Annotated in this window: 14 protein-coding genes; 7 read left to right on the plus strand and 7 right to left on the minus strand. The window is 46.9% G+C overall.

The genetic code is table 11. The annotated features are described in order from the left end of the window. Nucleotides 1-62: 62 nt before the first annotated feature. From ACQY6Q_RS12750 to ACQY6Q_RS12775, 6 genes are all read right to left on the minus strand, one after another. Entirely contained in the window at nucleotides 63-791 is a 729-nt protein-coding gene (locus ACQY6Q_RS12750; protein WP_427981950.1) for a glutathione peroxidase, read from the minus strand. A gap of 255 nt (nucleotides 792-1,046) precedes the next feature. After that, complete coding sequence (locus ACQY6Q_RS12755; protein WP_427981952.1) at nucleotides 1,047-1,904, minus strand: ABC transporter permease; 858 nt, start codon at nucleotides 1,902-1,904, stop codon at nucleotides 1,047-1,049. 2 nt (nucleotides 1,905-1,906) lie between these two features. Continuing rightward, nucleotides 1,907-3,148: an ABC transporter permease gene (locus tag ACQY6Q_RS12760; protein ID WP_427981954.1), complete on the minus strand. Its 1,242-nt coding sequence runs from the start codon at nucleotides 3,146-3,148 to the stop codon at nucleotides 1,907-1,909. 24 nt (nucleotides 3,149-3,172) lie between these two features. Next, the gene (locus ACQY6Q_RS12765) at nucleotides 3,173-4,219 is read right to left on the minus strand and encodes an ABC transporter substrate-binding protein (RefSeq protein ID WP_427981956.1); all 1,047 of its coding nucleotides are present in this window, start codon (nucleotides 4,217-4,219) and stop codon (nucleotides 3,173-3,175) included. 18 nt (nucleotides 4,220-4,237) lie between these two features. Further along, the gene (locus tag ACQY6Q_RS12770) at nucleotides 4,238-5,347 is read right to left on the minus strand and encodes an ABC transporter ATP-binding protein (protein ID WP_427981958.1); all 1,110 of its coding nucleotides are present in this window, start codon (nucleotides 5,345-5,347) and stop codon (nucleotides 4,238-4,240) included. 195 nt (nucleotides 5,348-5,542) lie between these two features. After that, entirely contained in the window at nucleotides 5,543-6,451 is a 909-nt protein-coding gene (locus ACQY6Q_RS12775; protein WP_427981960.1) for a LysR substrate-binding domain-containing protein, read from the minus strand. Nucleotides 6,452-6,569: 118 nt separating this feature from the next. Between ACQY6Q_RS12775 and ACQY6Q_RS12780 the strand changes: the two genes are divergently transcribed. Next, nucleotides 6,570-7,565: an NADP-dependent oxidoreductase gene (locus ACQY6Q_RS12780; RefSeq protein ID WP_427981962.1), complete on the plus strand. Its 996-nt coding sequence runs from the start codon at nucleotides 6,570-6,572 to the stop codon at nucleotides 7,563-7,565. Nucleotides 7,566-7,612: 47 nt separating this feature from the next. Here the strand turns inward: ACQY6Q_RS12780 and ACQY6Q_RS12785 are convergent, their stop codons facing one another. After that, nucleotides 7,613-8,230 carry a glutathione S-transferase family protein gene (locus tag ACQY6Q_RS12785; RefSeq protein WP_427981964.1) on the minus strand — a complete coding sequence of 206 codons (618 nt, stop codon included), beginning with the start codon at nucleotides 8,228-8,230 and terminating at the stop codon, nucleotides 7,613-7,615. A 105-nt stretch (nucleotides 8,231-8,335) separates the two neighbouring features. Between ACQY6Q_RS12785 and ACQY6Q_RS12790 the strand changes: the two genes are divergently transcribed. The 6 genes from ACQY6Q_RS12790 to ACQY6Q_RS12815 all read left to right on the plus strand — a co-directional run bounded on the left by ACQY6Q_RS12790 (nucleotide 8,336) and on the right by ACQY6Q_RS12815 (nucleotide 12,937). Then, nucleotides 8,336-9,217 (plus strand): LysR substrate-binding domain-containing protein, encoded by an 882-nt coding sequence (locus ACQY6Q_RS12790; RefSeq protein ID WP_427981966.1) that lies wholly within the window; start codon nucleotides 8,336-8,338, stop codon nucleotides 9,215-9,217. Nucleotides 9,218-9,245: 28 nt separating this feature from the next. Further along, nucleotides 9,246-10,190 carry a chemotaxis protein gene (locus ACQY6Q_RS12795; RefSeq protein ID WP_427981968.1) on the plus strand — a complete coding sequence of 315 codons (945 nt, stop codon included), beginning with the start codon at nucleotides 9,246-9,248 and terminating at the stop codon, nucleotides 10,188-10,190. Between the two features lie 147 nt (nucleotides 10,191-10,337). Continuing rightward, nucleotides 10,338-10,991, plus strand: coding sequence for a substrate-binding periplasmic protein (locus tag ACQY6Q_RS12800; RefSeq protein ID WP_427981970.1), 654 nt, complete (start codon nucleotides 10,338-10,340; stop codon nucleotides 10,989-10,991). A gap of 78 nt (nucleotides 10,992-11,069) precedes the next feature. Next, complete coding sequence (locus ACQY6Q_RS12805; protein ID WP_427981972.1) at nucleotides 11,070-11,888, plus strand: DUF2797 domain-containing protein; 819 nt, start codon at nucleotides 11,070-11,072, stop codon at nucleotides 11,886-11,888. Between the two features lie 23 nt (nucleotides 11,889-11,911). Further along, complete coding sequence (locus ACQY6Q_RS12810) at nucleotides 11,912-12,199, plus strand: hypothetical protein (protein ID WP_427981974.1); 288 nt, start codon at nucleotides 11,912-11,914, stop codon at nucleotides 12,197-12,199. Nucleotides 12,200-12,286: 87 nt separating this feature from the next. Then, nucleotides 12,287-12,937: a DUF2796 domain-containing protein gene (locus ACQY6Q_RS12815; protein ID WP_427981976.1), complete on the plus strand. Its 651-nt coding sequence runs from the start codon at nucleotides 12,287-12,289 to the stop codon at nucleotides 12,935-12,937. Nucleotide 12,938 lies beyond the last annotated feature (1 nt).

The following is a 12,938-nucleotide window of genomic DNA, read 5'->3' on the forward strand; positions in this document are numbered from 1 at the left end:
AACAGCAATGATTGTTAAGGTCAGGCGAGTGATTGACTCGCCTGAACACTTGAGCCTTGGGTTTAAGCGAAGTGAGCTTCTAACTCGTCGCTACCGCCGATGTGCTTACCTTCAATGAACACTTGAGGCACGGTGCTACGGCCGCTAATCGCTTTTAGGCTTACGCTGGTGGCATCAGTACCTAAGATGATTTCTTCGTAAGCAAGGCCTTTGTCGATTAGCAATTGCTTGGCTTTGGCACAGAATGGACAACCTGGCTTAGTAATAATGCTAATAGCAGATGGTTTCTTTGCATCGGCATTAATGTATTCCAGCATGGTGTCGGCATCTGATACTTCAAATGGGTCGCCTGGTACGTTTGGCTCGATGAACATTTTTTCGATCACGCCATCTTTAACTAGCATTGAGTAGCGCCAGCTACGTTTGCCAAAACCTAGCTCGTCTTTATCGACTAACATGCCCATACCTTCGCTGAATTCACCGTTACCATCAGGAATAACAGTAATGTTGTCTGCTTCTTGGTCGGCCAGCCACGCATTCATTACAAAGGTATCGTTGACGCTGATACACACAATGTCGTCAACGCCGTTTTCTTTAAGTACACCCGCTAGCTCGTTGTAGCGTGGTAAGTGAGTTGATGAACAAGTTGGCGTAAAGGCACCGGGTAGGGCAAATACTACAACTGTTTTGTTTTTAAATAGTTGTTCAGTGGTCACATCTACCCATGCGTCGCCTTGGCGAGTATGGAAAGTTACATTGGGTACTGATTGGCCTTCGCGATTCTCTAACATAATATTTCTCCGTAAGATGTTAAGTACTAATAAATGGTGTTCGTTGTTTCGATGGGTTTAGTATCCAGTTTTTATAATGATAAGTAAAAACGATTGAATCTATAATAGTAATAGCCGTTGGCTATTGATTGTTAAGTGGATAAAATCAGCGTAATGCTTCAGTTAACAATAAATAGCCTTGAGCAATATTATTTAATTTTTTAGCTCAATTAAAATGAGCAAGGGAAGGTGCTGAGATTAACCGAGCTTGCTCGGTTAATCGTCGAGGTCGCCGGTTTGAATACGCTCGGCACGTGCCCGCAAGTATTCAATAGTAAACAGTAATAGCGCAGAGATTAGAATTAATAAGGTGGCCACAGCTAAAATGGTGGGGTTAATTTGTTCCCTTAATCCAGAAAACATTTGGCGAGGAATGGTGCGTTGCTCTGGACCAGCCAAGAACAGCACCACTACCACTTCATCAAAGGAGGTAATAAAGGCAAACAAGGCACCAGAGATCACTCCCGGTCTAATCAAGGGCATGATCACCTTGAAAAAGGTAAAGGTAGGGCGAGCACCTAGCCCCAGCGAGGCATTCACCAAGGAATAGTCAAAGCCTGACAAGGCAGCGTTAACGGTGATCAGCACGAAGGGGGTACCTAAGGCAGCGTGGGCTAAGATAACGCCTAAATAGGAACCAGCCAAGTTGAGTTGGCTGTAAAAAAAGTACATGCCCGCGGCGGTGATGATCAGCGGTACAATCATCGGTGACAATAAAATCGCCATCCATAATTTTTGCCAAGGCATAGCTGGATTGCTTAAACCAATGGCCGCTAGCGTACCTAATACGGTGGCGATTAAGGTGGCACAAATGCCAATCAAGAAACTGTTTTTAATGGCCAACAGCCACTTATCATCATGCCAAATTTCGGCATACCATTTTAAGGAGTAGGCTTCTGGGTCTAAGGCCAACATGCCGTCGGTGAAGGTAAAGAAGGGCTCAACATTAAACGACAGAGGAATAATGACTAAGATCGGCAACATTAAAAACGCTAATACCAGCAGCGAGCTAAAGCGCAGGCCGTAGTGGGCGAAGATGTGCCAGAAGGTAAAGTATTTAGGGTAGTTTTTCATAGTTAACCCAACTTGATGTTATTCACGCCGACAAAGCGATCGTAGAGCCAGTACAAGCCAATGATTAGCGCCAGTAATAATGAGCCTAGTGCTGCGGCCAACTCCCAGTTGTTTGAAGACTGCATATGGAAGGCAATGATGTTAGAGATCATTTGCCCTTCGGTACCACCCACGATGGCAGGGGTAATGTAGTAACCAATGGAGATAATAAATACTAACAAGGCACCCGCGCTGACGCCGGGCACGGTCATTGGCAGATAGATTTTGATAAAAGCCGGAAGTGGTTTCGAGCCCAACGACAAGGCCGCCCGATAATAACTGGGGTCGATATTTTTCATCACACTGTACAGTGGCAGAATCATGAACGGCAATAAGATATGAGTCATGGCGATGATGGTGGCAAATTGAGTGTAAAGCAGCTCTAGAGGCTGATCGATGATGCCGATTTTCATCAGGGTAGAATTGACTACGCCATTGGTTTGCAGAATGGCGATCCAAGAGGTGGTGCGTACCAGTAGTGAGGTCCAAAACGGCAACAATACTAATACCATTAAACGGTTAGCGATTTTACTTGGCGCGTTCGCCAAATAATAAGATAAGGGATAAGCCAGCAGCGCCGTTAACAGAGTAATGATTAAGGCAATCTTTAGGCTTTTCCAGTATAGCTTTAAATAAATTTGGGTATCACGCTGTTCTATCTCGCCATCGCTATTGCGTTGTAAATCTAAGGTGGTGAGATAATAGCTGTCGGTAAATGCCGGGCCAGCACGTTTAATGGCTCGCCATACGCTAATATCCTGCCATTTTTTAGAGTGACTGAGCAGCAGTTGATCGCCTTGCTGATTGAGTTCATCAACACTTTTACGTTTCAGTTTGCGCGCGCTAGATTTGATTAAACTAGAGCTGCCTGGTTTTAAGCGGTTAATTTCTTCAGCTAGCTTGCCCGATAAACGTTGTTCGGCCAGTTGTTGCAGTTCAAGGCTGAATTGCTTTAAGGCATCGCCATTGGGGAGTTGCTCGGCGGTCTCATCCCAGCGCTCTAACTCTACTAGTGTCAGCGGGATCAGTTGGCTCACCGTAGGATGGTAGACACTACGGTAGAGCATGGTGGCTATTGGCGAAATAAAGGTGATGAAGACAAATATTAACAGCGGCATAGTAAACAGCAGCAATAGGCGCTTTTTGCGTTTCATTAAGCGCCGGCTGTGAATGATTTCTTCTACACTAAGACTGTTGTTATCCATCTTCACCTCTAGTTTGCGGCTGGCTTATTTAAGTAGCCATTCGTTAAACTTCTCGCCTAAAGACTCGCCATAGTCGGCCCAAAATTCACCAGAGGCTTTAACCCCTTCATCTAGGTGAGAAGAAGGCAACTTAGGAATGACCGCTTCATCCACATAAGCGTAAGAAGAGTTACGGGTTGGACCGTAAGCGACTTCAGGCATGCCGCTTAAGGGTTTTGAACCAGTGGCGAAGCGAATAAACTCCATCGCTAGTTCTTTTTTCTTAGTACCTTTCACAATCGCCCAAACGTCTAAATCGTAGAGGTGAGCATCCCAAACCATTTCAAAGGGTTTGCCTTCACTTTGAATCGCATCAAAAATACGGCCGTTGGCTGATTGCACCATTACCGCACCGCCATCATTAAGTAGCTGTGGGGCTTGTGACCAGCTATCAAACCAAACAATGTCATCTTTAATTGAGGCTAATTTAGCAAAAGCGCGTGCTTGGCCTTCTTCAGTTTCGAGAACATCGTAGACTTCAGATTTTGGCACACCGTCGGCAATTAATGCCCACTCGAGGTTAACCTGAGGGCGTTTACGCAGGGCGCGTTTACCGGGGTAGGTTTTGGTGTCAAATAGGTCGGCAATGCTGCTAGGCTGGCCGCCTTGAATGGTGTCGTTATTGTAGGCAAACAGTACTGTCCAAACGATGTTACCCACACCACACTCATTGGCTAGCGCCGCTTCACTGAAGTCTTCGGCTGCTGGGGTGCCATCATCACCTGGTGGCAGTGTATCGTGCGGAATAACTTCTAACAGGCCTTCTGAACAGGCACGCTCTAAGTCAATTACCTCTACATCAATAACATCCCAAAGGATGTTGCCACTTTCCACTTGCGCCTTAATTTCGGCAATACCACCCGAGTAGTTTTCAAACAAGATTTTGTGACCGGTTTTTTCCATAAAGGGATCCAGCATGTGTTTTTGCTGGGCCGCCCCATAAGCGCCGCCAAAAGACACCGCGGTGAGCTGGTCTGCACTGGCGAAATTGCACAGTGATGCAAGGGCAATTGCTGGGAGTAGTCGTTTCATAGGTTCCATCCTTTAGCATTAAGATCGTTGGGGGGGAGTAAACACTAACCCGTCTTTAACTGACCAAGTTAGCTTACTGATTGCGCCAGCAGCGATATTAGGCGCATCGTGATCGTTTAGTACTTTTACCATCAGCTCGGTTTTGTCGCTCAACTTGAAGAAGTAACGAATAAAATCACCCACGTAGAGGCGGGTCATAAATTCAGCTTCAATACTGTTTTCGAAATGATGTTTGTCGCTTTCAATGAATAAGTTTTCGGGACGCACCGCAAGGACACAGCTATGTCCGACGTCAGGGCAGTCCATGGCTAGACCTTTAACAATGCTACCGTCGCTTAATTCTACCTTGGCTTGGTTGTCATTGCGTTCTAAGACCTTGCCCGCAAGATGGTTGTTTTCACCGATGAAGTCGGCCACAAAGGCGTTTTGCGGACGTTCATAAAGTACATCAGGAGCGGCACATTGCTGCACTACGCCATCATTAAACACCGCGATGCGGTCAGACATCGTAAGCGCTTCGGTTTGGTCGTGGGTGACGTAAATAGCGGTAAAACCGATGGACTCGTGAAGACGTTTGATTTCGAGTTGCATTTGTTCGCGAAGGTTTTTATCCAAGGCTCCCAACGGTTCGTCCATCAGTACAATCGAAGGTTCAAAAATCAGCGAACGAGCCAGTGCGACCCGTTGTTTTTGACCACCGGAAAGGTGGCCTGGATAGCGTTTGCCAAAGTTTTCTAATTCAACCAAGGCCAAAGATTCGGCCACTTTACGTTTAATTACTTCATTGGGTAGCTTGCGTACCATCAGCGGATAAGCGAGGTTTTCGGCGACCGTCATATGAGGAAACAGGGCGTAATGCTGAAATACCATGCCAATGTTGCGATTATAGGGAGCGACATTGGTAATGTTTTGGCCATTTACCAGAATTTGTCCGCTGGAGACATCTTCGAAGCCAGCCAACATCATGAGACAGGTGGTTTTTCCCGAGCCAGAAGGCCCTAATAGAGTAACAAACTCCCCTTTTTTAATATCTAGGTTGAAGTTTTTTACCACTAAGCTGCGTTGATCGTAGCTTTTTTTTACATCGACAAAACGAACATATTGATGGTCATTGACCGACTCACTCATATACAGATCCCTTTGCTAAGAGCTTAAAGCGCAGTTTGCGCTGAACGTCAAAATCCCTATTAACATTAGCTTAACAAACTATTCTGCAGAGAAAAGTGCAAATATTAAACAACTTAACGATGCAACCAATATATTCTGCTTAAGTTAACTGTTTTTGTAGTTGAAACAGTTGTTGCATCGCCGGCTGCTATAAATTTATCTTGGAGCTTGCGCCAAATGCTCGGTGATAAAGTCTACAGCCACCCTTACTTTGGGGATCTGATATTTAAGCCGTTGGTATAAAAGATAAATTCCATTGGTCTCTACAGGCGCTACAGTAACCTCGTGGTCGAGAGTCAGCCGCAGCAGGCTGCCCTCATCAAGCATTTGCTGAACCCCCCACTCGGGTAATAGCGCAATGCCCTCACCATTTTTGGCGGCATTTAACAGATGGCTACCATGGTTGCTGATGAGACGAATTTTCGGCTGTAACTCTTGCCAACCCTGTGGTCGCTTGACCAGCCAAGGCAATACTTTGCCTGGGCCTCGATAACGTAAGCTGAGGTGCTGATTAAGATCTAGCACCGAGTTAGGTGTACCGTATTTGGCGAGGTAAGCTGGAGAGGCGCACAAAACAAAATGGTTGCTGGTGAGCTTTTTCGCCACGATGCGCTCGTCGGGAGCTTGGCCACCGCGAATGGCAATATCGATGGGGTCGCGGCGTAAGTTGGTCAGTTGGTCACTAAAATGCAAATCCAACACTATATCGGGGTAGCGCTGAGAAAACTCGTTTAAAATTGGCGTTAGGCAACGTTCGCCATAACTGGGCATGGCGCTGATGGAGAGTAGTCCGCTGGGGTGAGCTTGTTGCTGTTTCAGTAGCGCTTCTGCATCATCCAAACTACTGAGAGCGGGTAAAATTTGTTGGTAATACAGGGCACCGAGTTCGGTCAATTTTACCTGCCGAGTGCTACGCTCAAGTAATTGCTGTTGCAACAGCGCTTCTAAGTCGGCAATGCGTCGCGATACCGATGAGGCCGGAACGTCAAAAGCAGCTGCGGTTTTGGTAAAACTGGCCGATTCTGCCAAGTGGGCAAAATAGTGAAGTGCGCGTAGTTTATCCATAGGGCTATTTTTGTCATAAAGACAAAAAAGTTTAGCTAATTTGGTCATTTATTGCCAGTTGTGGTTTTATTTATAATGTTTTTGATAACAATTACACCCGCTATTTAGAGGAAACATCATGTCTAGCTATCAAGCCGTTCATCTTGTAAAACGTCCCGTTAATGTGATCGAAGCCAGCTGTTTCGAGTTAAGAGAGCACTCACCAACTGAGCTACAAGAAGGGCAATTTCGAGTGAAACAAACTCACATGTCTTTAGACCCAGCAATGCGTGGATGGATGAGCGAAGACACCAATAGTTATATTCCACCAGTAGAATTAGGGGCGGTAATGCGCGCTAGCGGCATTGGTGAAGTAGTGGAGTCACGCCACCCAGATTTTCCTCAAGGTGCACGAGTGATGGGAATGTTCGGTTGGACGGAACAGGCCATCAGTAACGGTGCCGGGGTCAATTTAGTACCCGAAGGTTTGTCAGCAGAAGCGGTGCTAGCGGTATTAGCGTTGCCAGGAATGACGGCTGCTCAAGGCTTGCTTGGCATAGCTAAACCCAAGGCTGGAGAAACCCTGTTGGTCAGTGGCGCGGCTGGTTCAGTTGGTTCCTTAGTGGGGCAAATGGCCAAGGCTGAAGGCTTGCGGGTAATTGGCGTAGCCGGTAGTGATGAAAAGTGCCGTTGGTTGGTGGAGCAATTGGGCTTTGATGGTGCGGTTAATTACAAGTCTGAACAGCTTGCAGAACAAGTCGCCGAGCTGACCCCGAACGGTATAGACATCTATTTTGAAAATACTGGTGGGCCGATTCAACAGGTGGCCTTCGATAATATGAACACCTTTGGCCGTGTTGTGGTGTGTGGCATGATTGCTGATTACAACAGCGAGCAGCCTTCGGCGGGACCAAACTGGATGCAGATTATTAAGAAACGTTTGTCGATTCAAGGTTTCACCATGCCCGATCATTTTGATAAGGCGCCGCAATTAATGCAGCAGGTAGCAGGCTATCTACAAGCAGGAAAACTGCAATATCGAGTGCACGTACTAGACGGTTTAGCTTCGGCTATCGATGGTATTAACTTATTGTTTAGCGGTGAAAACCAAGGCAAATTACTGGTTAAACTGTAAGTATTGAGCCGAGCCCACTTAAGCCAAGTGGGCTTGGCGCTGATAGCCTAAGCGCAGACCTTAGTATCGTCATCTATCGCAATATAGTTTGCTTGGCTGGCAATTCGCTGACACCAGTCTTGAATTGCGCCAAAGCGGCTTAATTCAAAGCCTCCTTCTTCCGCTACATGGGTATAAGCGTATAGCGCAATGTCGGCAATGCTTAACTGCTCTGCAACCAAATATTGATGCTGCTTTAAGTGCTGTTCCATTAATTCCAGCGCCGCATAGCCTTGCTGTTGTTTATCGGCGAGTTGGGCTTGGCGTAGCTCATTCATGCCAGCATGGCTCAACCAAAAACGCACTGAGGCAATATTAGGCTCGTGGCTATATTGCTCGAAATTCATCCATTTTAATATCTCCGCCTGCAACCAAGGATCGCTTGGCCAAAAGCGCGTGCCCTGAGCCAGATAATATAAAACCGCATTAGACTCAGCCAAAGTACGGCCATCATCCCACTCTAATACCGGGATCTTGCCGTTGGGGTTAAGAGCTAAAAAGGCAGGAGTATGGGTTTCCCCGGCGACAATGTCATAGCATTTTACTTGGTAGTCGATATCAAGCAGATTGAGCAACAGGCGGATCTTATAGCCATTGCCTGAGGGAAGGTAGTCATGCAAAATCATAGTGGCTCCTTGCCGATGTGTTTGTTTGGCTAGTGTGGCAATTTACTGGCAACTTGAATAACGATAAATTTTAATACTAAGTATTAATCTTGATGATGGGTAACTATGGATATTGACGCCTTACGCAGTTTGCTGGCCTTTGTTGAAAGTGGCAGTTTTACCCGTGCCGCTAGCCAAACTTTTCGTACTCAATCGGCGGTCAGTGCGCAAATGAAAAAATTGCAGCAACAAGCGGCCAGTCCCTTGTTTATTAAAGAAGGCCGAAGCCTGCAGTTAACTCCTGCAGGGCAGGCCTTAGCTAGCTATGCGCGGCGCATTGTGAGTCTGCATGATCAAGCCTTAATGGAAATGAAGAACAGCCACACTATGGTTGAACTGCGGCTGGGTTGCCCCGACGATTACAGTGTCTCGGTATTACCACTATTTTCAGAGCTACTACAGCAGGCGCTGCCGAATTTGCGGCTGCGCTTACGCGCTGCTCCCAGTTATCAGTTACGCCAAAGTTTGGATGGCGGAGAGTTAGATTTAGCCATTCTAACCCGCAGTCCTGATAGCGATGAGGGCTATTTATTGCGCCACGATCAAGGGGTGTGGGTGAGTCATCCGCAGCGCGACCTGTCGCTACAGCAGCCTATTCCTCTGGCCTTATACGAAGCTGATTGCAAGTTTCATAGCAGTGCCATTGCCGGTTTAGATAAGGCTGAACGGCCTTATCGTTTGCTGGCCACCAGTGCCAATCATAGTGGACTCTATGGTATGGTAAAACAAGGTTTAGCGGTGGCGGCGATGGCGCGTTCGAGTAAAGGTGAATTACAAGAAGTGTGCGCTACCACTATGCCGCCGTTACCAGCAATTGATATTGTTGTGGCGCTGGCCACTCAGCCTCATGTGGCTTGTAGCAGCACTATAATTAAAGATGTTTGTGAACAGTTTCGCCAAAAGGATGTTGTGGTTGAGCCAACATTGGGCGAAGCTGTGTTTAACTGATCGTTATTTTTGACATGAAGGATGCATGATGAGTAGCGCTACTAGTCAAACCCAAGGTTTATTGCATTTTAGGTTATCGCAGAGCCAGCTATTTGCGATTGGAACCCTAAAAGTACGTGAAATTGTGCCTTATACACGGCTTACTGCTTTGCCTCACTCCCACCCCTACGTATTAGGCTCTGCTTCGTTGCGCGGCCAAACCGTATCGGTTATCGACATGGCTGCTGCCGTTGGCTACCGGCCTATTAGCAAAGAAGAGCGCGAATCGTGCTCAATTATTATCACCGATGTGAGCCGCCAAACCTTGGGTTTTTTAGTGCGTGGCATTGAGCGAATCACCGAATGTCGTTGGCGCGACATCGATCCACCACCTAGCTCATTGGGCAAAAATGCCTATGTTACAGGGGTTACCAGAGTAGATGACAAATTGGTGCAGCTACTGGATATAGAAAAGCTGATTGCCACCGTGTTCCCAGACGATGAAAGCAAGGTGCGTGTTTCTGTTAGTCTGCCTGACCAAGCCATTTTGAGCCAGTTGAAGATTATGCTGGTGGACGATTCGGCTACCGCAAGAAAGCAGTTAGCTGGAGCCTTAGACAGCATTGAAATTGATTATCAAATTGCCAGTGATGGGGCCACGGCGTTTAAAATGATGCAACAAGCGGCCGCTGCTGGTGAGCCGATTGATGTGTTGGTGAGCGACATAGAAATGCCGGGGCTTGATGGCTATGAACTGACCTTTGAAGTGCGTAGTGACCCAGGTGTGGCCGATGCCTATATTATTTTGCATACCTCTTTATCGAGTGAAATTAGCGTTGACCGGGCTCACCAAGTGGGGGCCGATGAAGCCTTAACTAAATTTGATGCGGGCGAGTTAATTGACGCGATGTTACGCGGCGCAGAGCGTGTTTCTCGAGCAGAAACAAGGAGCTCTTTGGCAAAAAAGAACGGAATCCCTGAGGGGATCATATAAGTTATTACTAAATCCGAGCCTTCAATAGCGCTGTTTGACTATGCTTACAGTGGGTATGGTCCGCGCTAGGTAAAAAATGTGAAATACTGTTGTTGCTTGCTATTTTATTGTCTTCACTTGGCGTCGTTTGCTGCAAGCACCACCATCATGATAGCGACCCAAGAATGGGCTAATTATACTAATCGTGACGGTAGTGGTTATTACTTCGCCTTATTCGAGCGGATTTTTCCGAGTTATCAGTACAGTGTCACTTTTATGCCTTATGCGCGCAGCCTTGCGATGTTAGAGCAGCAGCAAGTCGATTTAGTGTTTGGTGCCTCGGAGGACGATTTTGATGACGCGCGCTGTGGTGCTTCCTTGGTGGAAGTAGACCGCTCAGACATGCTGACTTCCCAGAGCTTAGCCAGCGGTTTTCGCTCCTCGCTAGATTTAAACGGTAAGTTTGTGGTCTCGCGGATTGGTTATGATTGGCGTGATCAGCTTCCCGCTGGCACGCGTTATAAGGAGTACGCTAGCCTTGAGCAGATGATTAAACTGCTTAAGCTAGATAGAGTGGATGCGGTGCTTGAGTATCGAGATGAAATCGAACAGGCTTTGCTTAAACTTGGCGGTGATTATCAGCAGTTAGTTATTATTGATAATGTGGTGGAATACGGTTCGACTTTTTGTTTTGCTGCAAATAAACGAGGCGAATATTTGCAGAAGCAATTTGAGCGGGTGATGTTGCAGATGATCGAAAGCGGAGAACTAAGGGCACTGATGCTTGATGCTCTAGGGGATGACCAAGACTATCCTTATTAGGGTTACGCCAAGCTTTGACAGCGGCTCGCTTTGCTTTAGACTGCTCAGCCCAACTTATACCGCAAAGGCTAGATCAGGATGCAGGGTCACTTATCAAAAATGCGCGCCGAATTGGGCGAGCAAATCCAATATTACCTTCCTATAGGCGAACAAGAACTACATCTTAACCCTTTGATAGGCAAAATCTTTTCTTTTGAGTTTACTGGCAAGATTAATTGTCGTAACTGCGGTAAAGCCAGTAAGAAAAGTTACTCCCAAGGTTATTGTTTTGTGTGCATGCGGAAGCTGGCTAGTTGCGATATGTGCATCATGAAGCCGGAAACTTGCCATTATGACCAAGGAACCTGTCGCGAACCAGAGTGGGGAGATGAGCATTGCATGATTCCTCATTTTGTCTATTTGGCCAATACCTCGGGCTTGAAAGTGGGCATCACCCGTCATACTCAGATCCCGACGCGTTGGATTGATCAAGGCGCCACTCAAGCTTTGCCAATACTAAAAGTGGCCACTCGACAACTCTCAGGTTTGGTGGAAGTGGAACTAGCGAAACTCATTGCCGATAAAACCAACTGGCGAGCGATGCTTAAAGGAGATGCGCTGGAATTGGATTTAGTGGCCGAGCGGGAGCGTTTGCTGCCGGAGATTGAGAGCGCCTTAGCCCAGCTAAAGGACCGCTTTGGTGAGCAGTCGATACAGCGTCTACCAGAACAGCCGGTGCAGGACTTATCTTATCCGGTGGCCAGTTATCCTAGCAAAATCAGCAGTTTCAACTTAGACAAAAATCCGTTAGTGGAAGGCCAATTACAAGGTATTAAGGGACAGTATTTAATCTTTAACAATGGTGTGATAAACATTCGTAAGTTCGGCTCTTATGAAGTGAAGATAGTAGAGTCATAGTAGTGGCAGGGTAACAGCTTAAGATGAATAAACCGACTTGGCACAAGGCGCTTACTTGGGTACTGATTGTATCAGTACTTTGGCTGGCTGCTATTTGGGCTGAGCACCAGCTTGAGCGCCTCGATCCCGGTCATGATGATCAGCACTGTCAGCTCTGCTTACAACTGCATAAATTAACTAGTGCTGTCGCCAGCAGCGCAGGGCTAATGGTGCCTTTAGTGCTGTTTGTCTTACTGGTGCTGTCTGCCAGTGCTTATCAATATCAAGTTCCAGCGCGAGCCCAAGCGCGCGCCCCGCCTGCATATAACTAATCGAGATACCATTTTGAGCCAAGCCCCAAGCTTTATCTAAGCTTGCCGCTTAAGGCTGTTTATATTTAGTTATACATGGAACTTACAATGAAATTACGCGCAATTTTCTTAGGCTCTGTTGGCCTATTCTCGGGTGCGGTTAGCGCCCAATCTGCTCACCAACATGGTGTGGCAGAGTTGTTTTTTGCTGCCAATGGCAGTGAGTTACAAATAGAGCTGCATTCTCCAGCCGACAACTTACTTGGCTTTGAGCATGCTCCGGTTAATCAGCAGCAGCGGCAAACTTTGCAAGCGGCTCAACAGACAGTGCAGCAAATAGAGCAACTGTTTGTGTTTAATCAAGCAGAGTGTGAGTTAAGCAACTTAAGTCAAGACTGGGGTGAATTAGCTGATGGCGACCACTATCATGATGCAGAATATGACCATGATGCCGGGCACGAGCAAGATGCAGAACATGACCATGATGCTGGGCACGAGCACGACGCTGAGCATGACCACGATGCTGGGCACGAGCACAACGGCGAGCATGATCATGATGAAGGGCATGAGCATGCAGCCCATCAGGATATAAACTTGAATTACTTGTTTAGTTGTCAAGATGCCGAGCAATTAACTAGCATCGAGCTACTTTGGTTCAAGGCTTTCCCTAATCTACATAAGATTCGAGTTCAGGGAGTGAGCGAACGTGGCCAAGTGGCTGTCGATCTTGGTCCCAATAATAACCAGGTGAAACTCTAAG

It is taken from the genome of Agarivorans sp. (assembly GCF_050295395.1).
GTDB lineage: Bacteria > Pseudomonadota > Gammaproteobacteria > Enterobacterales > Celerinatantimonadaceae > Agarivorans.